24 protein-coding genes are annotated in these 26452 nt (G+C 71.9%); 16 read left to right on the forward strand and 8 right to left on the reverse strand.

Annotated elements, in window-relative coordinates:
- Positions 1–12 precede the first annotated feature (12 nt).
- Together AB0E07_RS32280 and AB0E07_RS32285 are read left to right on the forward strand one after the other, a co-directional pair.
- Positions 13–369 carry a YciI family protein gene (locus AB0E07_RS32280; protein ID WP_362260078.1) on the forward strand — a complete coding sequence of 119 codons (357 nt, stop codon included), beginning with the start codon at positions 13–15 and terminating at the stop codon, positions 367–369.
- A 105-nt stretch (positions 370–474) separates the two neighbouring features.
- A complete protein-coding gene (locus AB0E07_RS32285; RefSeq protein ID WP_362260081.1) occupies positions 475–1734 on the forward strand; it encodes an RNA polymerase sigma factor in 1260 nt (419 codons plus the stop codon).
- A gap of 318 nt (positions 1735–2052) precedes the next feature.
- Here the strand turns inward: AB0E07_RS32285 and AB0E07_RS32290 are convergent, their stop codons facing one another.
- Positions 2053–3231: a class I SAM-dependent methyltransferase gene (locus AB0E07_RS32290; RefSeq protein ID WP_362260083.1), complete on the reverse strand. Its 1179-nt coding sequence runs from the start codon at positions 3229–3231 to the stop codon at positions 2053–2055.
- A gap of 90 nt (positions 3232–3321) precedes the next feature.
- Between AB0E07_RS32290 and AB0E07_RS32295 the strand changes: the two genes are divergently transcribed.
- From AB0E07_RS32295 to groL, 4 genes are all read left to right on the forward strand, one after another.
- Positions 3322–4263, forward strand: a complete 942-nt coding sequence (locus AB0E07_RS32295) for a polysaccharide deacetylase family protein (protein WP_362260085.1) — start codon at positions 3322–3324, stop codon at positions 4261–4263.
- Entirely contained in the window at positions 4260–4979 is a 720-nt protein-coding gene (locus AB0E07_RS32300; RefSeq protein ID WP_362260087.1) for a polysaccharide deacetylase family protein, read from the forward strand. Before AB0E07_RS32295 ends, AB0E07_RS32300 begins: the two co-directional genes overlap by 4 nt.
- 262 nt (positions 4980–5241) lie before the next feature.
- On the forward strand, positions 5242–5550 hold the full coding sequence (gene groES / locus AB0E07_RS32305; protein WP_013001368.1) for a co-chaperone GroES: 309 nt from the start codon (positions 5242–5244) through the stop codon (positions 5548–5550).
- A 119-nt stretch (positions 5551–5669) separates the two neighbouring features.
- Positions 5670–7295 (forward strand): chaperonin GroEL, encoded by a 1626-nt coding sequence (groL, locus tag AB0E07_RS32310; protein ID WP_362260090.1) that lies wholly within the window; start codon positions 5670–5672, stop codon positions 7293–7295.
- 6 nt (positions 7296–7301) lie between these two features.
- Here the strand turns inward: groL and AB0E07_RS32315 are convergent, their stop codons facing one another.
- Positions 7302–8264 (reverse strand): hypothetical protein, encoded by a 963-nt coding sequence (locus tag AB0E07_RS32315; protein ID WP_362260092.1) that lies wholly within the window; start codon positions 8262–8264, stop codon positions 7302–7304.
- Between the two features lie 232 nt (positions 8265–8496).
- On the opposite strand from AB0E07_RS32315, the gene AB0E07_RS32320 reads away from it, so the two are divergent.
- Positions 8497–9306 carry a helix-turn-helix transcriptional regulator gene (locus tag AB0E07_RS32320; RefSeq protein WP_362260094.1) on the forward strand — a complete coding sequence of 270 codons (810 nt, stop codon included), beginning with the start codon at positions 8497–8499 and terminating at the stop codon, positions 9304–9306.
- Positions 9303–9494, forward strand: a complete 192-nt coding sequence (locus AB0E07_RS32325) for a DUF397 domain-containing protein (protein WP_362260096.1) — start codon at positions 9303–9305, stop codon at positions 9492–9494. Before AB0E07_RS32320 ends, AB0E07_RS32325 begins: the two co-directional genes overlap by 4 nt.
- Before the next feature lie 81 nt (positions 9495–9575).
- On the opposite strand, the gene AB0E07_RS32330 is transcribed toward AB0E07_RS32325, so the two are convergent.
- The 3 genes from AB0E07_RS32330 to AB0E07_RS32340 form a co-directional block, all read right to left on the reverse strand.
- Positions 9576–10283, reverse strand: a complete 708-nt coding sequence (locus AB0E07_RS32330) for an ester cyclase (protein WP_362260098.1) — start codon at positions 10281–10283, stop codon at positions 9576–9578.
- Between the two features lie 68 nt (positions 10284–10351).
- On the reverse strand, positions 10352–11125 hold the full coding sequence (locus AB0E07_RS32335) for an SDR family oxidoreductase (protein WP_362260100.1): 774 nt from the start codon (positions 11123–11125) through the stop codon (positions 10352–10354).
- A gap of 62 nt (positions 11126–11187) precedes the next feature.
- Positions 11188–11856, reverse strand: a complete 669-nt coding sequence (locus tag AB0E07_RS32340; protein ID WP_362260102.1) for an MOSC domain-containing protein — start codon at positions 11854–11856, stop codon at positions 11188–11190.
- 80 nt (positions 11857–11936) lie between these two features.
- Here AB0E07_RS32340 and AB0E07_RS32345 point away from each other — a divergent pair, with 80 nt between their 5' ends.
- A complete protein-coding gene (locus AB0E07_RS32345) occupies positions 11937–12854 on the forward strand; it encodes a LysR family transcriptional regulator (protein ID WP_362260104.1) in 918 nt (305 codons plus the stop codon).
- Between the two features lie 139 nt (positions 12855–12993).
- Here AB0E07_RS32345 and AB0E07_RS32350 read toward each other — a convergent pair whose 3' ends face one another.
- Complete coding sequence (locus AB0E07_RS32350; protein ID WP_362260106.1) at positions 12994–13320, reverse strand: WhiB family transcriptional regulator; 327 nt, start codon at positions 13318–13320, stop codon at positions 12994–12996.
- A gap of 380 nt (positions 13321–13700) precedes the next feature.
- On the opposite strand from AB0E07_RS32350, the gene AB0E07_RS32355 reads away from it, so the two are divergent.
- From AB0E07_RS32355 to AB0E07_RS32370, 4 genes are all read left to right on the forward strand, one after another.
- Positions 13701–14312, forward strand: a complete 612-nt coding sequence (locus tag AB0E07_RS32355; RefSeq protein ID WP_003948568.1) for a response regulator transcription factor — start codon at positions 13701–13703, stop codon at positions 14310–14312.
- Between the two features lie 273 nt (positions 14313–14585).
- The gene (locus AB0E07_RS32360; RefSeq protein WP_362260108.1) at positions 14586–15173 is read left to right on the forward strand and encodes a sigma-70 family RNA polymerase sigma factor; all 588 of its coding nucleotides are present in this window, start codon (positions 14586–14588) and stop codon (positions 15171–15173) included.
- Positions 15174–15323: 150 nt separating this feature from the next.
- Positions 15324–16832, forward strand: coding sequence for an IMP dehydrogenase (gene guaB / locus AB0E07_RS32365; protein WP_362260110.1), 1509 nt, complete (start codon positions 15324–15326; stop codon positions 16830–16832).
- A gap of 115 nt (positions 16833–16947) precedes the next feature.
- Positions 16948–18072, forward strand: a complete 1125-nt coding sequence (locus tag AB0E07_RS32370) for a GuaB3 family IMP dehydrogenase-related protein (protein WP_362260112.1) — start codon at positions 16948–16950, stop codon at positions 18070–18072.
- Positions 18073–18181: 109 nt separating this feature from the next.
- On the opposite strand, the gene AB0E07_RS32375 is transcribed toward AB0E07_RS32370, so the two are convergent.
- On the reverse strand, positions 18182–19390 hold the full coding sequence (locus tag AB0E07_RS32375; RefSeq protein WP_362260114.1) for a nucleotide sugar dehydrogenase: 1209 nt from the start codon (positions 19388–19390) through the stop codon (positions 18182–18184).
- 294 nt (positions 19391–19684) lie between these two features.
- On the opposite strand from AB0E07_RS32375, the gene AB0E07_RS32380 reads away from it, so the two are divergent.
- Complete coding sequence (locus tag AB0E07_RS32380) at positions 19685–21391, forward strand: glycerol-3-phosphate dehydrogenase/oxidase (protein WP_362260116.1); 1707 nt, start codon at positions 19685–19687, stop codon at positions 21389–21391.
- Between the two features lie 139 nt (positions 21392–21530).
- Here AB0E07_RS32380 and AB0E07_RS32385 read toward each other — a convergent pair whose 3' ends face one another.
- On the reverse strand, positions 21531–22574 hold the full coding sequence (locus tag AB0E07_RS32385) for a serine hydrolase domain-containing protein (RefSeq protein WP_362260118.1): 1044 nt from the start codon (positions 22572–22574) through the stop codon (positions 21531–21533).
- A gap of 171 nt (positions 22575–22745) precedes the next feature.
- On the opposite strand from AB0E07_RS32385, the gene AB0E07_RS32390 reads away from it, so the two are divergent.
- On the forward strand, positions 22746–24833 hold the full coding sequence (locus tag AB0E07_RS32390; RefSeq protein ID WP_362260124.1) for a serine/threonine-protein kinase: 2088 nt from the start codon (positions 22746–22748) through the stop codon (positions 24831–24833).
- A 175-nt stretch (positions 24834–25008) separates the two neighbouring features.
- Positions 25009–26452: protein kinase (locus tag AB0E07_RS32395; protein WP_362260120.1), on the forward strand; the 1444-nt coding region annotated here is incomplete at its 3' end.

A 26452-nucleotide genomic window follows, 5' to 3' on the forward strand; every position in this document is an offset into this window, starting at 1 on the left:
CGAGGAGCCACCATGCCCCGCTACCTGTCGCTCGTGCAGATCGACGAGAAGACCGCCCCCGCCGAGGGCCCCAGCGAGCAGCTCATGCAGCGGATGGGCGAGCTGATCGAGGAGATGACGAAGGCCGGGGTGCTGCTCGACACCGCCGGACTCACCCCCACCGCCCAGGGCGTCCGGGTGCGCTACGAGGGCGGACAGACCTCCGTCACCGACGGACCCTTCACCGAGGCCAAGGAGGTCGTCGGCGGGTACGCGCTGATGCAGTGCAAGGACCGGGCCGAGGCCATCGAGTGGACCCAGCGTTTCCTGCGGGTCCACGAGGAGCACTGGACGGTGACCTGCGAGGTGCGCGAGATCGCCGAGGGCTGAGCCCTTCTCGGCCGGGGAGCCCTGGTCGGCCGGGGAGCCCCTGTCGGCTTGGGAAGCCCTTTATCGGCTTGGACACGGCCGCGCGGGGGTGTTGCATGATGGGCTGTGACAGCACAGCCCACCGGCGACCCCCGCGGTGCCGTAGAGACCGTCTTCCGCATCGAGTCCCCGCGGATCGTCGCCGCCGTCGCCCGGCTCGTCCGGGACGTCGGCCTCGCCGAGGAACTCGCGCAGGACGCCCTGGTCGCCGCGCTGGAGCAGTGGCCGCGCGACGGGGTGCCGGACAACCCGGGCGCCTGGCTGATGGCCACCGCGCGGCACCGCGCCGTCGACCTGATCCGGCGCCGCGAGAACTACGCCCGCAAACTGGCCGAGGTCGGCCGCTCGCTGGACACCACGGTGGCGCCCGAGGAGCCCTCGGGGCCGGACGACATCGACGACGACCTGCTCCGGCTCGTCTTCACCACCTGCCACCCGGTCCTGTCCACGCAGGCCCGCACCGCCCTCACCCTCCGCCTGCTCGGCGGCCTCACCACGCCGGAGATCGCCCGCGCCTTCCTGGTGCCCGAGCCGACGGTCGCCCAGCGCATCGTCCGCGCCAAGCGCACCCTCGCCACGAAGAACATCGCCTTCGAGGTCCCCTACGGCCCCGACCGCGAGGCCCGCCTCGGCTCCGTGCTGGACGTCATCTACCTCATCTTCAACGAGGGGTACGCCGCCACCGCGGGCGACGACTGGCTGCGCCCCGCCCTGTGCGAGGACGCCCTGCGGCTGGCCCGGGTGCTGTCGGGGCTGATGCCCAAGGAGCCCGAGGTGCACGGCCTGACCGCCCTGCTGGAGTTCCAGGCGTCCCGCTCCGCCGCCCGCACCGGCCCGGACGGCGCGCCGGTGCTGCTGAAGGACCAGAACCGAGGCCGGTGGAACCGCATGCTGATCGCCCGCGGCATCCAGGCCCTCGGCCGCGCGGAGGCCACCGCGGGCGGCCCTCCCGGCCCGTACGCCCTCCAGGCGACCATCGCCGCCTGTCACGCCCGCGCCTACACCTACGAGGAGACCGACTGGCGCAGCATCGCCACGCTCTACGCCCTGCTCGCCGCCCGCGCGCCCTCCCCGGTCGTCGAACTCAACCGGGCGGTGGCCGTGTCCATGGCCGACGGCCCTGCCCCCGCCCTGGAGATCGTCGACGCCCTGGCCGCCGAGGGCACCCTGCGCGACTACCACCTCCTGCCGAGCGTCCGCGGCGACCTCCTCCAACGCCTGGGCCGTCCGGCGGAGGCGAGGGCGGAGTTCGAACGGGCGGCGGCCCTGACCCACAACGCACGCGAGCGTGCACTCCTGGAACGACGCGCGGAGGCTTGCGGGTAGCACCCGCGCGGCTCGGGCGGGCGTGGCCGAGCCGGGTTTGTGGTGGCGGGCCGCGTCGTCGGAGCCCGCACGCTCGCCACTGCGGCCGGTCGTCCCCGGGGCCGGTGGGCCGGCGGCGGCCCGGTGGCCCCTGTCGGCCGAGGGGCGCGGGCCCGCGTGCGGCCAGGGGGACGCCGGGGCCCGGTGGGTGCGTGGCGTGGCGTGGCGTGGCGTGGCTTCGGCGGGCCGCCGTCGGCCTTCTGCGATCCCAGCCGTGCGGACCGCGGCGCCCCGGCCGCCGTGCGGTGCGGCGGGGTCCGCGTTCCCGCGGGGCCGGGCTCAGGGGCGGTCGGTGGACCGCGCCGGGTGGCCGAGGAGCATCGTCGGGGCTCCGGCGACCCTGGTCAGGAACACCGTCGCCGTGTTCGGGCCCTGCGGCTTGACCTTCTTGCGCAGTTCCTCCGGTTCGACGGCCGAGCCGCGCTTCTTGACGGTGAGGACACCGACCCCGCGCTCCCGCAGCAGCGCCTTCAACCGCTTGACGTTGAAGGGAAGTTGATCGGTGATCTCGTACGCGGTGGCGTACGGCGTCGGCCGGTGTTCGTCGGCCGTGACGTAGGCGATGGTCGGGTCGATCAGACCGCCGTCGAGTTCCTCGGCGACCTCCGCCACCAGATGGGAGCGGATGACGGCGCCGTCCGGCTCGTACAGGTACCGCCCGACCGGACGGACCGCCGGGTCGGGCAGGGAGCGGGACAGGAGGGTGCGGGGCCCCGGGAGCAGGGTCGCCCGGACCGCCCCCGGCGCGGTGCCGAACCACAGCACCGCCTCCTTCACGTCCCCGCCGTCCGAGATCCACTCCGCCTCGGCCTCCGCCGGCACGGCCTCGTGGGGGATGCCCGGCGCGACCTTCAGGGCCGCGTGCGGGGCCTTCGACGCGGCCGACACCGCCCAGGACAGCGGCGGCGAGTACGCCTCGGGGTCGAAGATCCGGCCCCGGCCGCCGCGCCGCGCGGGGTCGACGAACACGGCGTCCCAGCCGTCCGTGGCGACCTCCGTGACATCCGCCTCGCGCACCTCGATCAGCTCGGCGAGCCCCAGGGCCTCGGCGTTGGCGCGGGCGACGGCGGCCGTCAGCGGGTCCCGGTCCACGGCCAGCACCCGGATCCCGGCGCGGGCCAGGGCGATCGCGTCCCCGCCGATCCCGCAGCACAGATCGGCGACCGAGGTGACGCCCAGCTCCCGCAGCCGCCCGGCCCGGTAGGCCGCCACGCTCGACCGGGTCGACTGCTCCACGCCGTGGGGCGTGAAGAACATCCGCCCCGCGTCCTCCGCTCCGAACTTCGCCTCCGCCCGTGTGCGCAGCCGGGCCTGTCCGAGTGCCGCCGACACCAGCTCGGCCGGGTGGTCCCGGCGCAGCCGGGTGGCCACCGCGAGTTCGTCGGCGGGGGCGGTGCCGCGGACCGCGTCGAGGAGGGCGCGGCCCTCGGGGGTGAGGAGGGGAGCGAGGTCGTTCACCGGGTCATTGTGGGCCAGTCGGTGGACGGCGCGCCCGCGGTGGCGGTGTCGGCCCGGCGCGGGGGCGGGGGCCTGGGAGGATCCGGCCCCATGCGAGAAGTCGTACAAAATGATAAGAACCGGACCCTTCGTGGGGTGGGGTTGCACGGCGGACTCGCCCTGCTGACCGCCGCCGCCCTCCTCTCGGGCTGTGTGGGGAGCGACGGTCCCGCCACCTCGGGGGCGGCCCGTCCCGCCCCCGGGCAGCAGCCCCTCCAGGCGCCGCCCGCCCGCGCCCTGGACGCCTACGCCGGCAAGCTGGGCGCCGCCGCCGCGGCCCGCGCCGCCACGGCGAAGCGCTGGAAGCTGGCCAGGGTCCCGCTGACCGCCCCGGCGCCCCCCGCGAAGAAGCCGAGGATCACCACCCGCAAGGGCTTCGAGGTCGACGGCCACACCGAGGACGGACTCCCGCCGGTCTTCACCACGGTCCCCACCAAGGAGAAGATCGTCTTCCTCACCATCGACGACGGCGCCGAGAAGGACCCCGCCTTCCTGCGCATGATGAGCGAGCTGAAGATCCCCTACACCGCCTTCCTCAGCGACTACCTGGTCAAGGAGGACTACGGCTACTTCGCGCGGATGCAGCGCGCGGGCGTGGGCCTGCACAACCACACCCTCCACCACCCCTACCTGCCGGGCCTGTCCTACGCCCGCCAGAAGCGCGAGATCTGCGGCATGCAGGACGTGATCGAGAAGCGCTATGGCAAGCGCCCGGCCCTCTTCCGCCCGCCCTTCGGCAACTACAACGAGAACACCCTGCGCGCCGCCAAGTCCTGCGGCATCACCCACGCGCCCCTGTGGAACGAGGAGGTCTTCGTCGACCGCTGGGAGTACCGCGAGTGGGACCGGGACCTCCACCCCGGCGACATCGTGCTCAGCCACTTCCGCGGCAAGGAGCACTGGAAGGGGTCGATGACCGACATGATCCGCCGGTTCCTCGACCGGGTCACGGCCGAGGGGTACGCGGTGGCGAGACTGGAGGACTACCTGTGAGGGCGCGGGGTCCGCTCGCCGGGCTGGCGGCGGCCGCGCTCCTGGCCGGCTGCGCCCAGGCCGCGGGCCCCTCGGACCGCCCCGGCCAACCGTCGGCCCGTACGTCCACGCAGGCGTCCCGGCCGTACCGGACGCCGCCGGTCGTGGACCGCGTCGCCACCCGCGAACCGGTCGTCTTCCTCACCTACGACGACGGCGCCGAACGCGACCCCCGCTTCATCGACCTGGTCCGCGAACTGCGGCTCCCGGTCGGCATGTTCCTCACCGACAGCGTCGCCGGACCGGGCTACGGCCACTTCGCCCGGCTGCGCGCGGTGGGCGCCACGATCCAGAACCACACCCTCGACCACACCTCCCTGCGCGGCCTGCCCTACGCCGGGCAGCGCGCCGAGATCTGCGGCCAGCAGGACAAGCTCCACGCCCGCTTCGGCATCCGCCCCCGCCTCTTCCGCCCGCCGCACGGCACGTACGACGCCACCACGCTCCGCGCGGCCGCCGACTGCGGGATCTCGGCGGTGGTGCTGTGGCGGGCGACGATGACCCCGTCCGGCCGGCTGACGTTCACCGAGGGCCCCCACCGCCTGCGCCCCGGCGACATCGTCTCCCTCCCCTCCACCGACCCCACGGGCCTGCCCCTGGTCGACCGGACGAGACGCCTGCTGACGGAAATCCGGGAGGCGGGCCTACGAGCGGGCCGCCTGGAGGACCACCTGTGACCGTGGCCGAGGGTGGTGGCGGATCCCGTGGCGGACCGCGGTGGAATCCCTGCGGCGGCGCGGTGCGAAGATCGGACCGCCGCGCGTAATTGGCACTCCGCTTGACCGAGTGCTAATCGCGGTCATAGTCTCGGGTCTGGCACTCCCCACTGGAGAGTGCCAACTACGCGACGGGCAGGTCCGGCACCCGCGACGACGGATCCACCTGGTCGCCACCTCAGACAGTTAACCCCGTGAGATCTCCGAAGGGGGAGGTCGGATCGTGACGACCACCAGCTCCAAGGTTGCCATCAAGCCGCTTGAGGACCGCATCGTGGTCCAGCCGCTCGACGCCGAGCAGACCACCGCCTCTGGCCTGGTCATCCCGGACACCGCGAAGGAGAAGCCCCAGGAGGGCGTCATCCTCGCCGTCGGTCCGGGTCGCTTCGAGAACGGCGAGCGCCTGCCGCTCGACGTCAAGGTCGGCGACATCGTGCTGTACAGCAAGTACGGCGGCACCGAGGTGAAGTACAACGGCGAGGAGTACCTCGTCCTCTCGTCCCGCGACGTGCTCGCGGTCATCGAGAAGTAAGACCACCTCAGAGTTTTCCCACTGCGCCCCTGGCCCCCGCGACCATTTATGAACCCGGGCGCCCGGGGCGCAGTGTCTTTTTTGAGAAACCCACAGATTCGAGAGGGCTCCCAGCTGTCATGGCGAAGATCCTGAAGTTCGACGAGGACGCCCGTCGCGCCCTCGAGCGCGGCGTCAACAAGCTGGCCGACACGGTCAAGGTGACGATCGGCCCCAAGGGCCGCAACGTCGTCATCGACAAGAAGTTCGGCGCCCCCACCATCACCAACGACGGTGTCACGATCGCCCGTGAGGTCGAGATCGAGGACCCGTACGAGAACCTCGGCGCCCAGCTGGTGAAGGAGGTGGCGACCAAGACCAACGACATCGCGGGTGACGGCACCACCACCGCCACCGTGCTCGCCCAGGCGCTGGTGCGCGAGGGCCTGAAGAACGTCGCCGCGGGTGCCTCCCCGGCCGCCCTGAAGAAGGGCATCGACGCCGCCGTCAAGGCCGTCTCCGAGGACCTCCTCGCCACCGCCCGCCCGATCGACGACAAGGCCGACATCGCGGCCGTCGCCGCGCTGTCCGCCCAGGACCAGCAGGTCGGCGAGCTGATCGCCGAGGCGATGGACAAGGTCGGCAAGGACGGTGTCATCACCGTCGAGGAGTCCAACACCTTCGGTCTGGAGCTGGACTTCACCGAGGGCATGGCCTTCGACAAGGGCTACCTGTCGCCGTACTTCGTGACGGACCAGGAGCGCATGGAAGCCGTCCTGGAGGACCCCTACATCCTCATCAACCAGGGCAAGATCTCCTCCATCCAGGACCTGCTGCCGCTGCTGGAGAAGGTCATCCAGGCCGGCGCGTCCAAGCCGCTGCTGATCATCGCCGAGGACGTCGAGGGCGAGGCCCTGTCGACCCTGGTCGTGAACAAGATCCGCGGCACCTTCAACGCGGTCGCCGTCAAGGCCCCCGGCTTCGGTGACCGCCGCAAGGCGATGCTCCAGGACATGGCGGTCCTCACCGGCGCCACGGTCATCTCCGAGGAGGTCGGCCTCAAGCTCGACCAGGCCGGTCTGGACGTGCTGGGCTCCGCCCGCCGCGTGACCATCTCCAAGGACGACACCACGATCGTCGACGGCGCCGGCAACTCCGAGGACGTCGTCGGCCGCGTCGGCCAGATCAAGGCCGAGATCGAGAACACGGACTCCGACTGGGACCGCGAGAAGCTCCAGGAGCGCCTCGCGAAGCTGGCCGGCGGCGTGTGCGTGATCAAGGTCGGCGCCGCCACCGAGGTGGAGCTGAAGGAGAAGAAGCACCGTCTGGAGGACGCCATCTCCGCGACCCGCGCCGCGGTCGAGGAGGGCATCGTCTCCGGTGGTGGCTCCGCTCTGGTCCACGCCGTCAAGGTCCTTGAGGGCAACCTCGACAAGACCGGCGACGAGGCCACCGGTGTCGCGGTCGTCCGCAAGGCCGCCGTCGAGCCGCTGCGCTGGATCGCCGAGAACGCCGGCCTGGAGGGTTACGTCATTACCTCCAAGGTCGCCGAGCTCGACAAGGGCCAGGGCTTCAACGCCGCCACCGGCGAGTACGGCGACCTGGTCAAGGCCGGCGTCATCGACCCGGTCAAGGTCACCCGCTCCGCCCTGGAGAACGCCGCCTCCATCGCTTCCCTCCTCCTGACGACCGAGACCCTGGTCGTCGAGAAGAAGGAAGAGGAGGAGCCCGCCGCGGCCGGTCACGGCCACGGCCACTCCCACTGACCCAGGTCAGCACCGAAGGCCCGGCACCCCGCTTCCACGGGGGGTGCCGGGCTTCCGGCTTTCCGGGGCGCCCCGGTCCGCCCCCTCGGAGCAGCCGCCGCAGAACGTCTCGTCACCCACCGGCCGGAACAGGGTGGCCTGGGTGTGCTCGCCCTCGCACTCCCGCAGCCCGGACAGCCTGACGGAGAGACGACCGGGCGAACTCGTCGCGCCGGGCGGTGGCACGGTGTCCCCGGGTACGGGCGCCACCTCGCGGAGCAGATAGCGCAGCAGACCGCCGGGACGGTGGACCGGGGTCCCGTCGTCCGGGAGACCGCGCAGGATGTGCGCGCGGACCGTGGACGGCGTGTGCCCCGCGGCCAGCCAGCGGGCGGTGAGCGCGGTCAACTGCTTGCGCATGGCGGCGGGGATGTGCCGGAGGGCGGGGGCGAGCCGGGGGTACTCGGAGACGAGAGCGCGGGCCTCTTCGTCCACTTCACCGGTTGACGGCTCGGGGGGTTCGGGGGGTTGGTCGGGGGTGTTCTCCGTGGTGTTCGCCTTTGGATGACCGTCGGTGGGCCGACGACTCGGCTGACCGACGGTCGGTACGCGGGGACTCGGAGTGACCTGCGGCGATGCGGCGGATACGGGGAGCGGGGGCCGCTGCCCACGGAGCTTGGCCGCCTCCGCGTCGCTCAACGGCTCGCTGGTGATGAGCTGTTCGGTCCTCCACAGCCCGCCCGGCCCTTGAAGCCGCCACTCGTGGAGGTACCCCTCGCGCTTGAGCGCACGCTTGGCGTTGATGAAGGCGGTCGCCCCGATCCGGGCACGAGCGGCTGTCTCCGACAGAGTTTCGCGCTTTCCCTCCGGGAGGGAGAGTTGCCAGGTGAGCAGCCGGACGGCGTGGGAGTCCAGCCGAGGGTGCCGGATGATGGCGTGCGCGTACTGACCGAAGTCGCGCGAGGGCGCGATATGGTGACGATAAATCACGGTGGAGGGCTTTCCACTAGTGGTTCAGGCCCTCGCGAACGGTTGGCGCCGTTGCGGGGGCCGTATTTGTGCCGACCGTACAGCACGGAGAGTGCGCACGCGGACGCGTTGGGTGAAGAAAGCTTTCGCGGCCGATTCACTCACACGAACCAACTAGCCCTGTTCGAATGCCAGTTGACCAGGCCAACTCCTACCCTGCGATCACGGTGGCGAATTCGCAGGGAGGCATGGCATGGACTTGGACGCGGACGTCGGCTTCCTGCGCTGCTTCGGACGGCAGGTGAAGCTGTTCCGGGAGGCGGCCGACCTCACCCAGGCACAACTCGGGGATCAAGTGGGCTACGGCCAGGCGCAGATCGGCGCGGTGGAACAGGGCCGCAGGATCCCGAAGCCGGACCTGATCGACTCGATGGACCGGGCGGTCGGGGCGCGAGGCGTATTGAGCGCCATGAAGGAGGAGGTGGCGAAGGCCCGGTATCCGGGGTTCTTCCGGCGGTACGCGGAACTGGAGTCGCAGGCGACTGAATTGCACGCCTACGACAATCACGTGGTCAAGGGTCTCCTCCAGACCGAGGACTACGCGCGAGCCGTCTTCAACATGTGGCGTCCCCTGCTGGGCGAAGAGGTCGTGGAACAGCGAGTGGCCGCACGCATGGAGAGGCAGAGCCTGCTCACCCGACGCCCGGCCCCGCTCCTGAGCTTCGTCATCGAGGAGCAGGTTCTGCGCAGGCCTGTTGGCGGACATCAAGTGCTGCGCGGCCAGTTGGAGCGGCTGGTGCTCATCGGCCATGAGCGGAACGTCGAGATGCAGATCATGCCCACAGAGCGCGTCGAGCACGCGGGACTTGGCGGGGCGTTCACGTTGATCCATCTCCCGGATCAGCGCAGGATTGGGTACATGGAGGTGCAGGAGGCGAGCATCCTGCACACCGTGCCCAAGAAGGTCAGCCCGTTGGAGGCGACGTACGGAGTCCTCCGAGCGCAGGCGTTGTCGCCCAGGGACTCCCTGGCCTTCATCGAGAAGCTGTTGGGAGAGCTATGAAGGCAAGCAGCCCTGAGCTGAACTGGTTCAAGAGCAGCTACAGCTCGGGCAGTGGCGGTGACTGCGTCGAAATCGCGAACGCCGGCCCCTCCGTCCTGATCCGCGACTCCAAGCGGCCCAAGGACGCGATCCTCACCGTCGGCACCCAGGGGTGGACCGCGTTCATACGAATGGCCGCGCGCGGCTGAGGCGGCGCCGGACAGGAAGAGGCCCCCTCCGCGCCGGGCGGACGGGGCCTCGCTCCCCTCGCGGGCTTTTGCGCCCCCCGCCTACATCTCCAGCCCGTCCAGCGCACCGAGCTGGTCCATCAGGCCCAGCCGGTCGTACTGCCACCAGCCCTCGGCGATCTTGCCGTCGGGTTCGCAGCGGTGGACGGTGCAGCCGGTCATGGAGACCTGCCTGCCGGTCGCCGGGATACCCATGAAGTCGCCCTTGTGCGTGCCGTTCCAGGTCCAGCGCGTGCACACCAGGTCCCCCTGGGCCATCTGGTCCTCGATGACGAACTCGAAGTCGAAGCCGCCACGCCACATCTCCACCTCGCGCCGGACCCCGTCGAGACCGATGTAGTCCTGCGGGTTGGCGGGATCGTGGTCGTGGTAGTCCTCGACGAGCACGTCGTTGAAGGTGGGCGTGTCCCCGGGCGCGGCGATCCGCTCGAAGAGCCGCCGCGCGGTCGCCGCGTACAACTGCTCGTCGCGCACGACGTCCAGATCGGTGAACGTCGGCGTCTCGTCGCACAGGGCGACCATGTCCTGGAAGATCTGGTCGGTCTCCGGCAGCTTGGAGTTCCGCATCGCCTCCTCGTACGAGGGGAACTCCACGATCTCGATGAAGTGCGACTCGTCGGACCGGTCCTTGCCGATCACGTTGTGGGTCGCGGTCCGCTTCCCTTTGGTCTGCTCGACCCACGTGTCCATCAGCCGGTTCATCTCGTCGAACCGGCTCGTCCTGCAGTCGATGAGCTGTACGAACGTCATGGTGCCGCCTCCGTCCCCCGAGGGTCCGGTCGAACAGCTCCATTCTCCTCCGGTTGGCCCCGGGTGCCCTACTGCGGGCCGTACTTGCGGCCCGTCCGCGAGCTGAGCCCGCCGAGCATCCCGCGCGGCACGACCTTGGTGACACCCATCAGCACCTTGTACCGGGGGTCCGGGATCGACAGCGACTTGCCCCGCGCCAGGTCGGCGAGGGCGGAGGCGACGAGTTTGTCGGCGTCCAGCCACATCCAGCCGGGGATGTTGTCCGTGCCCATTCCCGCGCGCTCGTGGAACTCCGTGCGCACGAAACCGGGGCACAGGGCCATCAGCCGGACCCCGCTCCCCGCCAGGTCCCGGGCGGCGCCCTGGGTGAACTGCACGACCCACGCCTTGGACGCCCCGTACGTCCCGCGCGGCACGAAGGCGGCGACCGAGGCGACGTTGACGACCCCGCCCCGGCCCCGCTCGCGCATCGCCCCGGTCGCCGCGGACGTCAGCCGGAGCACCGCCTCGCAGTGCACCTTGAGCATCTTCAGCTCGTCGGCCATGGAGACGTCGAGGTAGCGGCCCTTGTTGCCGAAGCCCGCGTTGTTGATCAGCAGGTCGACGGGGTTGCGGCGGTCGGCGAGCCGGGCGGCCGCCGCCTCGATGCCCTCGTCCGTCGCCAGGTCCGCGGTCAGCACCTCCGCCTCGATGCCGTGCCGGTCGTGCAGCTCGGTGGCCTGTTCGCGCAGCCGCTTGGTGTCCCGGGCGACCAGGACCAGGTTGTGGCCGTCGGCGGCCAGCCGACGGGCGAACGCGGCACCGATGCCCGCGGTGGATCCGGTGATGAGAGCCGTTGTCATGGCGCAAGGTTAGTGACCCGGACCGCGGCCGTCCGCTCCCGTCCGGCAGCCGGCCCAGGAGGTCAGCCCCCGCGCTTGGCCACGTAGGCGCGAGCCTGCTCCAGTTCCTCCGGGTGCAGGGCCTCGCCCGCCGCCAGCAGCTGGGGCAGCAGGTCCCGCCGGGTGGTGACCGCGCGGAACAGGAAGGCCACCGTCACCTCGTGGTCCGGCCGGTGCAGGATCTCCACGGAGTCTCCCGCCCGTACCTCACCGGGCTCGATCACCCGCAGATACGCGCCCGGCGCCCCCTTCTGCGTGAACCGCTTCACCCACCGCTCCTCGCCCAGGTGCCCCTGGAAGGTACGGCACGGAATCCGCCCGCTGGTCACCTCCAGCACCAGCTCGGACCCGACCCGCCAGCGCTCGCCGACCAGCGCGCCGGAGACATCGATGCCGACGGTGGTGAAGTTCTCGCCGAAGGAGCCGTTCGACAGCGTCCGCCCCAGCTCCCGCTCCCAGTCGTCGAGGTCCTCACGGGCCATCGCGTACACGGCCTGGTCGTTCCCGCCGTGATGCCGGGTGTTGCAGACGTCGTCCCCGGCCAGGCCGCTCGCCCCGATGCCCTTCGGGCCCGGCGCGGACACCCGCACCGCCGCGTCGGTCGGCCGCTTGTCGATCCCGGTCACCCCCTCCGGGTGGTCCGAGTACGGCACGTGCGTCCGGCGGCCCAGGTTCACAGAGAGAAGCCTCATGACAGAAAGGTAGGCGAAGCCGGGTCAAAGCCTCGAACGATTATTCGGCACCTTTCCAAAGTCCCGCTTATCCTTGAGGAGTGATCGAGGCCCGACATCTCCGCGTGCTGCGCGCCGTCGCCACCACCGGATCCTTCTCCGCGGCGGGACGCGAACTCGGCTGCACCCAGCCCGCCGTCAGCCAGCAGATGAAGGCGCTGGAGGCGTCCGTCGGCACGCCCCTGCTCATCCGCAGCGGCCGCGAGATGCGGCTGACCCAGGCCGGCGAGGCCCTGGTCCGGCATGCCGCGGGCATCCTCGCCGGGCTCACCGCCGCCGAGGAGGAGGTCGCCGCCATCGCGGGCCTGCGCGCCGGACGGGTGCGCCTGGTCTCCTTCCCCAGCGGCAGCTCCACCCTCGTCCCGACCGCCCTCGCCGCCCTGCGCGCCGCCCACCCCGGCACCCGGGTCTCCCTGGAGGAGGCCGAGCCGCCGAAGTCGGTGCGGCTGCTCCGCGAGGGCGACTGCGACCTGGCCCTCGCCTTCCGCTACGAGGGCGCGGCCCAGGAGGACGAGTGGGCCGACCTCGTCGTGCGGCCGCTGCTCACCGACCGGCTCGTGGCGCTGGTGCCGGAGCGGCACCGGCTGGCGCGGGCCGGATCCGTGTCGATCGGCGAGCTGGCCGCTGAGCCCTGGATCGCCGGATGCCCGCGCTGCCGGGGCCAGTTGGTCGAGGTGTGCGAGGGCGCGGGCTTCACCCCGCGCATCGACTTCGCCACCGACGACTACCCGGCGGTGGTCGGACTGGTCGGCGCGGGCCTGGGCGTCGCGGTGCTGCCCCAGCTCGCCGTCGAGTCCGTACGGCCGCGCGGGGCACGCACGGTGACGCTGGAACCGGCGGTCCGCCGGGAGATCGTCGCGCTCACCCTGCCCGACCTCGCCCAGGTGCCCGCGGTGACCGCGACCCTGGAGCAGCTGGCCCGCGCGGCGGACCGGCAGACCCGCGCGGGCGCCGAGTAGGCGTGTAGGGCAGACCCGCGGGGGCGCCGCGCAGGCGCGTAAAGCAAGAAGGCGGCGCCGCGTAGGCACGTAGGAAGGGTGTGCGTAGGCACGTAAGAAGGGCACGCGTGGGCGTGCCCCGAGGTGGAGAAACGTTCCTTCAGTTGTTCGAAGCGGCCTCGCCGCCGGCCGACGCCGACACCAGCCGGTGCCGCGCCCGCCCCATGAGTTCCTCGCGCTCGTCCTCGGTCAAGCCACCCCACACGCCGTACGGTTCGCGCACCGCCAGCGCGTGCGCCGCGCACTGCGCGCGGACCGGGCACCTCATGCAGACCTCCTTGGCCGAGTTCTCACGAGCGCTCCGCGCCGCACCGCGCTCGCCCTCCGGATGGAAGAAGAGCGAGCTGTCGACCCCGCGGCAGGCAGCCAGCAGCTGCCAGTCCCACAGGTCAGCGTTCGGTCCGGGAAGGCGGGAGAAATCTGCCATTGCGTGACCCCTTGTAGCCGTTCTGGGCGGATACGGTGTCCACGACCGTACATCTACGATCTAAGGAGATGAAAATATGACTCATTGCGAATCTAGCCTCAGACACCAGCAAAAGGGAAGAAAAAGGGCTGAATGGGGCATCGCTTGTGATGAAACGGCGAGGGTCGGCACGTCATGTCTCCACCGTGTCCGCCCCCTCACGTAGAGTGCCGAAGACGACGCATGGCCCCGTAACTCTTTCGAGTGACCGTCGTTGAGAGTGCGGAGGCGGTTGAAAGAACAAGCGCTCGGGCAGGCGTCCGAGACGGTCGACCGCTCAGGTGAAGATTCGTACCAGCCTGGAGGCTCAAGGTGACGTGCATCAGCTGCGGAGGGCGGCCATGACTTCCGTCCTCGTCTGCGACGACTCCCCGCTTGCCCGAGAGGCGCTCCGCCGCGCGGTCGCGACCGTGCCCGGCGTCGAGCGCGTGACGACGGCTGCCAACGGCGAGGAAGTCCTCCGCCGCTGGGGCGCCGACCGCTCGGACCTGATTCTGATGGACGTGCGCATGCCCGGCCTGGGCGGCGTCGAGACCGTCCGGCGGCTGCTGTCCGCCGACCCCGGTGCGCGGATCATCATGCTCACCGTCGCCGAGGACCTGGACGGCGTGGCCCTCGCGGTCGCCGCAGGCGCCCGGGGCTATCTGCACAAGGACGCCTCGCGCGCCGAGCTGCGGGCCACCGTGACGCAGGCGCTGGCCGACCCCACCTGGCGTCTGGCCCCCCGCCGGCTCCGCTCCGCCGAGATGGGCGCCGCGCCCACGCTCACCGCGCGCGAGATCCAGGTGCTGGAGGGCATGAGTCACGGCCGCTCCAACGCGGAGATCGGCCGTGAGCTGTTCCTCTCCGAGGACACCGTGAAGACGCACGCCCGCCGGCTGTTCAAGAAGCTGGGCGCGTCGGACCGGGCCCACGCCGTGGCGCTCGGGTTCCGATGGGGACTGGTTCGCTGACACCTCGGTCCCTGAGGTCATCGCCTCGGTGTGGGCCGTTCGTGGCTGGTCGCGGGGTTTCCCGCGCCCCTCTGGGGGGCGCGGGTTCGACGCCCGCTGCTCGTTTCGTCGCGGATGCCGCATCCTTGAGATGTGGAGTCTCTCGGGGACAAGTCGGTCGAGCAAAAGGGGAGGGCGCAGGAGATGAGTTCCGGCGCACCTGCTCATAACGCTTCGGTGCACAACATCGGACGCGGTGCCACGGACCACGACGCCGCAAGGCACCATGGACCGATGCGCGACGACGAGGCGGCGACCGCCGCAGGGGCGATCGGTGCACTCGTCCATCGCGCCGTGGACGGGGACGAGCAGGCCACGCACGACCTGCTCGCCCATGTCCACCCCCTGGCGCTGCGCTACTGCCGCACCCGGCTGTCCCGGCTGCCCGGCGACGCCCGCCACTTCGTCGAGGACCTCGCGCAGGAGGTCTGCGTGGCCGTCCTGCTCGCCCTGCCGCGCTACAAGGACACCGGGCGCCCTTTCGAGGCGTTCGTCTTCGCCATCGCCGCGCACAAGGTCGCCGACCTCCAGCGGGCCGCGATGCGGCACCCCGGTTCCACCGCGGTGCCCTCCGACGAGATGCCGGAGCGTCCCGACGACTCCCTCGGTCCCGAGGAGCGCGCCCTGCTCAGCAGTGACGCCGCCTGGGCCAAGAAACTCCTGGCCAACCTCCCCGAGAACCAGCGAGAGCTGCTGCTCCTGCGGATCGCGGTGGGGCTCACCGCGGAGGAGACGGGACAGATGTTGGGAATGTCACCCGGAGCGGTCCGAGTGGCCCAGCACCGGGCCCTGAGCCGACTGCGGGCACTGGCCGAGCAGTAACCCGGCCGCTCCTGAACGGGCATCCCCTCGACTCCGTAGAAATATACGAACATACGAAGCCCGGGGCGGCCGGGAACTGTGGAATTAGCTCACCGCGCTTCCCGTTAGCATGGACATCCGCACCGATCAAGGCCATTTGGGGAAGGTGTCATGACTGCCAACGTCGACGGAGTGCCCGCCAAATTCGCGACACTCGGGCTGACCTACGACGATGTGCTGCTGCTGCCGGGCGCGTCCGACATGGCGCCCGACGACATCGACACCGCCTCGTACGTGTCCAGGAACGTCCGGGTCAACATCCCGCTGCTGTCCGCCGCCATGGACAAGGTCACCGAGTCGCGCATGGCGATCGCGATGGCCCGCCAGGGCGGCGTCGGCGTCCTGCACCGCAATCTCTCCATCGAGGACCAGGCCAACCAGGTCGACCTGGTCAAGCGCTCCGAGTCCGGCATGGTGGCCGACCCGATCACCGTGCACCCGGACGCCACGCTCGCCGAGGCCGACGCGCTCTGCGCCAAGTTCCGCATCAGCGGCGTGCCGGTCACCGACGGCGAGAAGAAGCTCCTCGGCATCGTCACCAACCGGGACATGGCCTTCGAGTCGGACCGCTCCCGCCGGGTCCGCGAGGTCATGACCCCGATGCCGCTGGTCACCGGCAAGGTCGGCATCTCCGGTGTCGAGGCCATGGAGCTGCTGCGCAAGCACAAGATCGAGAAGCTTCCGCTGGTCGACGACGCGGGCATCCTCAAGGGCCTGATCACGGTCAAGGACTTCGTGAAGGCGGAGAAGTACCCGAACGCCGCCAAGGACGGCGAGGGCCGCCTGCTGGTCGGCGCCGCGGTCGGCGTGGCCGGTGACTCCTTCGAGCGCGCCCAGGCCCTGATCGAGGCCGGCGTCGACTTCATCGTCGTGGACACCGCGCACGGCCACTCCCGGCTGGTCGGCGACATGGTCGCCAAGATCAAGTCCAACTCCAGCGGCGTCGACGTCATCGGCGGCAACATCGCCACCCGGGACGGCGCCCAGTCCCTGATCGACGCCGGCGTGGACGGCATCAAGGTCGGTGTCGGACCCGGCTCGATCTGCACCACCCGGGTCGTCGCCGGTATCGGCGTCCCGCAGGTCACCGCCATCTACGAGGCCTCGCTCGCCGCCAAGGAGGCCGGGATCCCGGTCATCGGCGACGGCGGCCTCCAGTACTCCGGCGACATCGCCAAGGCGCTCGTCGCGGGCGCCGACACCGTGATGCTCGGCTCGCTCCTCGCGGGCTGCGCCGAGTCGCCGGGCGAGCTGCTCTTCATCAACGGCAAGCAGTTCAAGTCGTACCGCGGCATGGGCTCGCTGGGCGCCATGCAGTCCCGCGGCGACCGCAAGTCGTTCTCCAAGGACCGCTACTTCCAGGAGGGCGTCGCCTCCGACGAGCAGCTGGTGCCCGAGGGCATCGAGGGCCAGGTGCCCTACCGCGGCCCGCTCTCCTCGGTCGTCCACCAGCTGGTCGGCGGCCTGCGCCAGTCGATGTTCTACGTCGGCGGCCGGACCGTCCCCGACCTCCAGGCCAACGGCCAGTTCGTCCGGATCACCTCGGCGGGCCTCAAGGAGAGCCACCCGCACGACATCCAGATGACGGTCGAGGCGCCGAACTACAGCCGCAACAAGTAGTCACCAGGCACCACAAGGCTCCAGCAGGGCGGCCCCGGGACCTCCGGGGCCGCCCTCGCCGTGCCCGTCGGCGATACTGGAAGACGCTGAAACGCATCAGGGAAAGGCCACAGACGTGACTGAGATCGAGATCGGGCGCGGCAAGCGCGGCCGCCGGGCGTACGCCTTCGACGACATCGCCGTCGTTCCGAGCCGTCGTACGCGGGACCCGAAGGAGGTCTCGATCGCCTGGCAGATCGACGCCTACCGCTTCGAGCTGCCCTTCCTCGCCGCCCCCATGGACTCGGTCGTCTCCCCGGCCACCGCGATCCGCATCGGTGAGCTGGGCGGCCTCGGCGTGCTCAACCTCGAAGGGCTGTGGACCCGCCACGAGGACCCGCAGCCGCTGCTGGACGAGATCGCCGAGCTGCCCACCGAGGCCGCCACCCGCCGGCTCCAGGAGATCTACTCCGCCCCCATCAAGGAGGAGCTGATCGGCGCGCGCATCAAGGAGGTGCGCGACTCCGGCGTGGTCACGGCGGCCGCGCTCTCCCCGCAGCGCACCGCCCAGTTCTCCAAGGCGGTCGTCGACGCGGGCGTGGACATCTTCGTCATCCGCGGCACCACGGTCTCGGCGGAGCACGTCTCCTCCTCGCACGAGCCGCTGAACCTGAAGCAGTTCATCTACGAGCTGGACGTCCCGGTCATCGTCGGCGGCTGCGCCACCTACACCGCGGCCCTGCACCTGATGCGCACCGGCGCGGCCGGCGTCCTGGTCGGCTTCGGCGGCGGCGCCGCGCACACCACGCGCAACGTCCTCGGCATCCGCGTCCCGATGGCCACCGCCGTCGCGGACGTGGCGGCGGCCCGCCGGGACTACATGGACGAGTCGGGCGGCCGGTACGTGCACGTCATCGCGGACGGCGGCGTGGGCTGGTCCGGCGACCTCCCCAAGGCCATCGCCTGCGGCGCCGACGCCGTGATGATGGGCTCCCCGCTGGCCCGCGCCACGGACGCCCCCGGCAAGGGCCACCACTGGGGCATGGAGGCCGTGAACGAGGAGCTGCCGCGCGGCAAGAAGGTCGACCTCGGCACGGTCGGCACCATCGAGGAGGTCCTGACGGGCCCCTCGCACACCCCCGACGGCTCCATGAACTTCTTCGGCGCGCTGCGCCGGGCCATGGCCACGACCGGGTACAGCGAGCTGAAGGAGTTCCAGCGCGTCGAGGTGACGGTCGCGGACTCGCAGCACCAGCGCTGACCCGTACGGCGTGTCTTGAGGGCCGGTCCCCGTTGTGGGGGCCGGCCCTTTCGCGCGTGTCGGGGGCGTGGTGCCTGCGGCCTTTTCGCGCGTGTCGGGGGCGTGGTGCTCAGAGGCGGTGTGCCGCCCCCGTGGGCGTGGCGCCCCGGGTGTCCAGGAGCAGCTGCGCCTTCACCGACAGGGCCTGGAGGTCGTACGTGCGGTGCTGCTGGAGCAGGATCGTCAGGTCGGCGTCGGCCGCCGCCTCGTAGAGGGAGTCCACGCGGGGGAGCGGGCGGTCCAGGACGTTCCAGGACGGGACGTGGGGGTCGTGGTAGCTGACGGAGGCGCCGAGGCTCATCAGCCGGACGGCGATCTCCTCGGCGGGGGTGGACTGCTGGTCGGCGAGGTCGGGCTTGTAGGTCACGCCGAGCAGCAGGACGCGCGCGCCGCGGGCCGACTTGCCGTGCTCGTTGAGCAGGGTCGCCGCGCGCTGGACGACGTAGCGGGGCATCTGGTTGTTGACCTGCTGGGCCAGTTCGACCATGCGCAGGGTGCGGCCGGTGGGGACGGGCAGCTCCTGGGGGACCGCGTGGCCGCCGACCCCGGGGCCGGGGCGGAAGGCCTGGTAGCCGTAGGGCTTGGTCTCCGCGCAGCGGATGACGTCCCACAGGTCGACGCCCAGTTCCTGGCAGAGGACGGCCATCTCGTTGACGAGGGCGATGTTGACGTGGCGGTAGTTGGTCTCCAGCAGCTGGACCGTCTCCGCCTCGCGCGGGCCCCGCGCGCGGACGACCTTGTCGGTGAGCCGGGAGTAGAACGCGGCCGCCGACTCCGTGCAGGCCGGGGTCAGGCCGCCGATCACCCGGGGGGTGGCGGCGGGCGCGATGTCGCGGTTGCCGGGGTCCACCCGGCTGGGCGAGTAGGCGAGGTGGAAGTCGCGTCCCGCGCGCAGGCCGGAGCCCTCTTCGAGCAGGGGGCGCAGGAAGTCCTCGGTGGTGCCCGGGGGGACCGCGGACTCCAGGACGACCGTGGTGTGCGGGCGCATGTGCCCGGCGAGGGTGCGGGCGGCCGTCTCGACCTGGCCGAGGTCCAGGCCGCCGTCGGCGCCGCGGGGGGTCGGCGCGCAGATGACGGCGGTGCGGACCCGGCCGAGCTCGGCCGGGCTGGTGGCGTGCCGGAAGCCCGCCGCGAGCATCCGGCGCAGTTCCGCCGGGCTGAGTGACCCGGGTTCAGGCCCGGTGCGGTACCCGAGGGTGGGGATGCCGGCCGCCACGGCGGTCTGGGCCAGCGGCAGGCCGAACGGGCCGAGTCCGATGACGGCGAGATCTGCGGGCATGGCGTGGGCCGTCCTTCCCAGTAGCCGAAGCGGGACAGGTGCGCAAGCGCTGTGGACAGAATGAGCGAGCGCAATGTCAGACTAGGAGTAAATATGACCGAAATACGGCATTGATCCACTGTGTCTTTCCGGCGCTCGGGCGACGGCGGCCGGACGGGGTGGTGAAGGTTGTCCACAGGCTGGGGGCGACTGGTGGCTGAAGTCGGGCAAGCCGGTCAGAATTCTGGGCATGGGGGACTTGACCGGGCTTCGCCCCACGGGTGAGGCCGGCGGGACCTACAGCGGGAGGCAGCGGTGAGGACAGCGACACTGGGGCCGGCGCAGCGCGCCGAGTCACTCGCATCAATGGCCGAGCGTGAGCTGGACGTGCTGGTCGTGGGCGCCGGAGTGGTCGGCGCGGGCACCGCGCTGGACGCGGTGACCCGGGGGCTGTCCACCGGCCTGGTCGAGGCGCGTGACTGGGCCTCGGGCACGTCGAGCAGATCCAGCAAGCTGATCCACGGCGGCCTGCGCTATCTGGAGATGCTCGACTTCGCGCTGGTCCGCGAGGCGCTCAAGGAGCGCGGCCTGCTGCTGGAGCGGCTCGCCCCGCACCTGGTGAAGCCGGTGGCCTTCCTCTACCCCCTCCAGCACAAGGGCTGGGAGCGGCTCTACGCCGGTTCCGGCGTCGCCCTCTACGACGCGATGTCGATGGCCCGCGGGCACGGCCGGGGCCTGCCCGTCCACCGCCACCTGAGCAGGCGTCAGGCACTCAGGGTGGCGCCCGCGTTGAAGAGGGAGGCGCTGGTCGGGGCGTTGCAGTACTACGACGCCCAGATGGACGACGCCCGCTACGTCGCCACCCTGGTGCGCACCGCCTACGCGTACGGGGCCCAGGTCGCCAACCGCGCCCGGGTCACCGGGTTCCTGCGCGAGGGCGAGCGGGTGGTCGGCGCCCGGGTGCAGGACGTCGAGGGCGGCGGGGAGTACGAGATCCGCGCCAAGCAGGTCGTCAACGCCACCGGGGTGTGGACCGACGACACCCAGGCCATGGTGGGCGAGCGGGGCCAGTTCCACGTCCGGGCCTCCAAGGGCATCCACCTGGTCGTGCCCAAGGACCGGATCCACTCCGCGACCGGGCTGATCCTGCGCACCGAGAAGTCCGTGCTGTTCGTCATCCCCTGGGGCCGGCACTGGATCATCGGCACCACGGACACCGACTGGGACCTGGACAAGGCCCATCCGGCCGCCTCCAGCGCGGACATCGACTACCTGCTGGAGCATGTGAACTCCGTGCTCTCGGTGCCGCTCACCCGGGACGACGTCGAGGGCGTGTACGCCGGGCTGAGGCCGCTGCTGGCCGGTGAGTCCGACGCCACCAGCAAGCTCTCGCGCGAGCACACGGTGGCCCATCCGGTGCCGGGGCTCGTCGTCGTGGCGGGCGGCAAGTACACGACGTACCGGGTCATGGCCAAGGACGCGGTGGACGAGGCCGTGCACGGACTCGACCTGCGGGTCGCCGAGTGCGTCACCGAGGACATCCCGCTGCTGGGCGCGGAGGGGTACCGGGCGCTGTGGAACGCCCGTGCCCGGATCGCGGCGCGGACCGGACTGCACGTGGTGCGCGTGGAGCACCTGCTGAACCGGTACGGCTCGATGGCGGAGGAGGTCCTCGACCTCATCGCCGCCGACCCGGGACTCGGCGAGCCGCTGCGGGCCGCCGAGGACTACCTGCGCGCCGAGGTGGTCTACGCGGCCTCCCACGAGGGGGCGCGGCACCTGGACGACGTCCTCACCCGCCGCACCCGCATCTCCATCGAGACCTTCGACCGCGGCACGCTCAGCGCGCGGGAGGCGGCGGAACTGATGGCGCCGGTGCTCGGCTGGGACAAGGACCACATCGAGCGCGAGGTCGAGCACTACGAGAAGCGGGTGGAGGCGGAGCGGGAGTCCCAGCGGCAGCCCGACGACCTGACCGCGGACGCGGCGCGGCTGGGGGCGCCGGACATCGTGCCGCTGTGACGCCTGCCCGCTGTGATGCCTGCCGGTGTGGCGCCTCGTTGCTGTGACGCCTCGTTGCTGTGACGCCTCCCCGCTCACCTTGCTGCGTTCACTCGAACGAGTGTGGTGAGCGGGGATCTCCGTTCGGGGCCCGGCCGTTCTACGAGGTGCGGGGGCAGAACTCGGCGGAGAGCAGCCGGCGTTCGAGTCCGGGATCTGCGACCGCTGTCGTGTTCACCCGGAAGGTGAGGACATGACGTCCGTCGACGGTGGCCGCGGTGCGCACGTAGCTGCCGGAGATGCGGCCGTCGTGTCCCCACACCGTGGTGCCGCACGGCAGCTCCACGGGGAACAGGCCCATGCCGTACCTGCCGTGCGCGGCACGGGTGTCGAGCATCTCGCGCAGCCGGCGCGGGGGCAGCAGTTCGCCGCCGAGCAGGGCCGAGTAGAAGCGGTCCAGATCGGCGAGCGTGGTCACCAGCTCGCCCGCGGCTCCGGCCACCCGCGGGTCGAGTTCGGTGACGTCGTGCCCGGCGGTGGAGTAGGCGCGGCCGTGCGGGGAGGGGAGCGCGACACGGGCTCCGGGAAAGGAGGTGCCGGTCAGGCCCAGGGGAGTGATCAGCCGGCGTTCGGCCTCGGCCGCGTAGGAGCGGCCGGTGACCTGCTCGACGACCAGGCCGAGCAGAACGTAGTTGGTGTTGGAGTAGGCGAAGTGGCCGCGTTGCGACGGGGGGTGGGCGATGGCGAGGCGTACGGCCTGACGGGCCGTGAGGGGGACGAGGCCCCCGGTGTCGGCGGTGAAGTCGTACAGACCGCTGGTGTGGGTGAGCAGGGAGCGCAGGGTCAGGGTCCGCCCGTCGTTCCCCGCCCCGCGCACCAGGCCCGGCAGATGCCGCTCCACGGTGTCGGAGAGGGACAGTCTCTGTTCGGCGGCCAGTTGCAGCACCACGGTCGCCACGAAGGTCTTGGTGAGACTGCCCGCCCGGAAGTGGTCCGCGTAGGCGATACCGCGGCCGGCCCGGGCGAAGCGGGAGCCGTCCCCGTCCCTCGCGAGGAGAGCGGCGGCCGGGGCGCCGCCCCGGGTGACGAGCCGGGCGAGCGCCGGGTCGGTGGCCGCGACGTGGGGCGCCGAGGACGCTGCGGGGGTCAGGCACAGCAGGGCCATGGCCACAGGAACGCCGAGTAGGGTCCGGAGCGGTGGCATGGCGGCGGCCTCCCTTGTCGCGCCCATCATCCAGGGTGCGGAATGCTCGGTTTCGCCGGGGGTGTCCCCGGGTTGCGGAGCTCTCGCGCACCAGGGGCACCCTGGGCGTCGGGCACTTGTCGGGTGAGGGACAATGGAGGCTCTGTCAGGGCGGGTTGCATGAGGGGACGCATGTCGGAGGCGGAGCGGGCGGGGGCATCCCGTCAGGACAACAGCGCACGTCTCCTCGCCGGGCGGTACCGGCTGGGAGATGTGCTGGGCCGCGGCGGCATGGGCACCGTGTGGCGCGCCGAGGACGAGACCCTGGGCCGCACCGTCGCCGTGAAGGAGCTGCGCTTCCCCACGAACATCGACGAGGAGGAGAAGCGCCGGCTGATCACGCGGACGCTGCGCGAGGCCAAGGCCATCGCCAGGATCCGCAACAACAGCGCGGTGACCGTCTTCGACGTGGTCGAGGAGGACGACCGGCCCTGGATCGTGATGGAGCTGGTCGAGGGCAAGTCGCTCGCCGAGGTCATCCGGGAGGACGGCCTGCTGGAACCGAAGCGCGCGGCGGAGGTCGGGCTCGCGGTCCTCGACGTGCTGCGCTCGGCCCACCGCCAGGGCATCCTGCACCGTGACGTGAAGCCGTCCAACGTGCTGATCTCCGAGGACGGCCGGGTCGTGCTCACCGACTTCGGCATCGCCCAGGTCGAGGGCGACCCGTCCATCACCTCCACCGGCATGCTCGTCGGCGCGCCCTCCTACATCTCCCCGGAGCGGGCCCGCGGGCACAAGCCCGGACCCGCCGCCGACCTGTGGTCGCTCGGTGGCCTGCTGTACGCGTCCGTCGAGGGAGTGCCTCCCTACGACAAGGGTTCGGCCATCGCGACGCTCACCGCGGTGATGACCGAGCCGCTGGAGGAGCCCAAGAACGCCGGGCCGCTGCGGGACGTCATCCACGGGCTGCTCACCAAGGACCCGGCCCAGCGGCTCGACGACGCGGGCGCGCGGTCGATGCTGACCGACGTCATTCACGCGCCCGCGCCCAGGGCGGCCGAGCCGCAGGACGCGACGAAGGTCGTGCCGCTGCCCGCGCAGCCCGACGCGCCCGAGGGCAGGGGCGGTTCGGGGGAGGCCGGGGAGCGGTTGCGCGGGGCGCTGCGTTCCGTGCGCAAGGCCGCCGTCGCGGCGGGGTCGGGGGCGGTCGCGACCGCTCGCGCCAAGTCGGGCGGGAGCAAGGCGGGTTCCGAGGCGCCGTCGACCGGTTCGGGGTCGGGTGGCGGTTCGGTGCCGGGTGCCGGTTCGGGGCCGGGGGCTCGCGGGGTCTCCGGTGCGACGACCGCGACTCCCTCGGGAGGTGCCTCGGGCGGTGCCGCTGGAGGTGCGTCCGGTGGTGGCGGGCAGCGGAGTGGTGGTGGCAACGGGCAGTCGGGCGCGCGTGGTTCCGGGTGGCCCGTGATGACTCCGCCGGATCTGCCGCCCAGGCCGGTGCGCAGGGCGCCGATCACCGACGTGGTGCCGAGGCGGACGCTGGTCATCATCGCCGTGGTGATCGTCGCCGTGCTCGGTGTGGTGCTGGCGATCGCGTTCAGCGGTGACGACTCCAAGGACGCGGCGAGCGGCGCCGGCGCCAAGCCCTCGACCAAGTCGAGCGCCGGGGCGAGCCCCGGGGACGACGAGAGCGGCGGTACCCGTCCGGACGGCAGTGGCACCGGGTCGCCCGCGGCCGGGTCCGGGGCCTCGGCGGACGCCGACCCGAGCGCCGGGTCCGGCGACGACGCGGACGACGACGGCTCCTCCGGAGGATCCTCCGGTGACGACGGCTCGGACGACGCTTCGGACAGCGGCGTCGCCGCCACCCACCAGGGCGGCCAGGGCTACTCCATCGGCCTGCCCAAGGGGTGGAAGCACGTGTCCTCGGACGCGGCGGGCGACCGGTTCACCGGCCCCGACGGGCAGAAGCTGCTCATCGGCTGGACCACCGAGCCCAAGGACGACCCGGTCGCCGACTGGAAGAACCAGGAGGGCTACATGGAGCGCTCCCAGTACCAGCGGATCCGAATAGAGGCGGTGGACTACCGGGGCTGGAACACGGCCGACTGGGAGTTCACCTATGTCGACGGCGGTACCAAGTACCGCAGCATCGACCGAGGGTTCGTCGTCGACGACGATCTCGGATACGGGCTGATGTACACGGCCAAGGCGGGCAATTGGGGCAGTGAGACGCGTAAGGACACATGGCGGACGCTGACGAAGTCCTTCGAACCGAAGTCGTGATCCACCGGGTTCGGCGACTGGTCACGGTTTGGGGCCCGAGATCTGGCATCCCCTCTTGGTGAGTTGCCTCCGGCACGTATCGTGAGTGCTTGCGGACCGTACGCAGCCGCCATCCGGCTCACAACGGCACGCAAGGCGAACGGAATTGACCGACCGGGCGGCCGGGGGAGGCATCGTGGACGAGTACGCGGGTCGAGTGCTCGCCGACCGCTACCGCCTGCCGTTGCCGCCCTCGGACGAGTACGAACTCACCGAGACCCGCGCCTTCGACACCTACAGCGGACAGGAAGTCCAGGTCCGGCAGGTGCCGTTGCCCGAGGTGGTCGAGGCGGAGGTCCTTGACGCCGAGGGGCTGCCCGACGGGTTCACCGCGCGTGAGCGGGGTGCGGCGCGCAGGCCCTCGGGCCGGGGCAGTACCCGGCGGCCCACCGACCCCGCCGTGCGGCGGGCGGTCGAGGCGGCGCAGGCGGCGGCCCGGATACCCGACCATCCCCGGCTCGACCAGGTCTTCGACGTGTTCGCCGAGGGCGGCTCGCTGTGGATCGTCAGCGAACTCGTGCCGGCCAGGCCGCTGGCCGCGCTGCTCGCGGAGAAGCCGCTGACGCCGTACCGGGCGGCCGAGGTCGCCGCCGACGTGCTGATGGCGCTGCGGGTGCTGCACGCGCACGGCTGGGTGCACCGGAACATCACCGCGCGGACCGTGCTCGTCTGCGACGACGGACGGGTGATGCTGACCGGACTCGCCGTCGGCGCCGCGGAAGAGGCGCTGTGCGGGTACGACCCGGTCCCCCCGAACGAGGACGGCGGCGAGGGCTTCGCCGGGTCCGGACCCGGCGGGCAGGCCGGCGCGGGCGCCGCCGTGTCGGTCGAGGTCGACCCCGAGGCGGCCCGTCGCGCCGCGATCGAGGCGCGGGCCGCCGGTGGGCTCCCGCCGGCCGGTGGTGCCGGTGCGGGCGGCAACCAGGGCGGCGGCGGAGCGCCCGCGCCCCGGGCCGTGGGGAGCGGCGGGGACGTACGGGCGGCGCGGGCCGGGGCCATCGCCGCGTACCGGGCCGGCGCTCGGGCCGCGGCACGGGTGCAGGAGGCCCAGCAGGGCCGTACGGCCCTTCCGGGCGCGCGCCCGTCCCCGGACGCCAACGGCGGCGCGGGGCAGCAGGCGTCCTCCCCTGGAGGGGCCCCGTACGGGGGTGCCGGGCAGGCGCCCTATCCGGTGGAGGGCGGTGCCCCTCAGGTGCAGCGTCCGTCGGACGGCGGTGCGGGTCCGTACCCGCGTCCGGTCGGCGGGGGCGCGGGGTCGTCTCCCTACCCGGCCGCCAACGGTCCTCAGCAGCTTCCGCCCGCCGGGCAGCCCGCCGCGCCCCCTGCCGGGCCGCCCGGGCAGATCGCCGATCCGTACGGCGTGCGCGCCGCCTCCTGGCACGGTGCCGGGCCCCGCGCCGGGGCCCCCAGCGCGCTCCCCGAGTCCGGCAACCGCCCACCGAACCAGGCCGGTCCCGACCGCACCGCCCTGCCGCCGGCCGGAGCCGCCCGAGTTCCCGGCACCCACGCCCCCGTTCCACGGCAGCCCGGCGGGTCCGGTCAGCCCGGACAGCCCGGCCCCGCCGGGCTGCCGCCGGCCG

Origin of the sequence: Streptomyces sp. NPDC048002, assembly GCF_040653275.1 — a bacterium.
Lineage (GTDB): Bacteria > Actinomycetota > Actinomycetes > Streptomycetales > Streptomycetaceae > Streptomyces.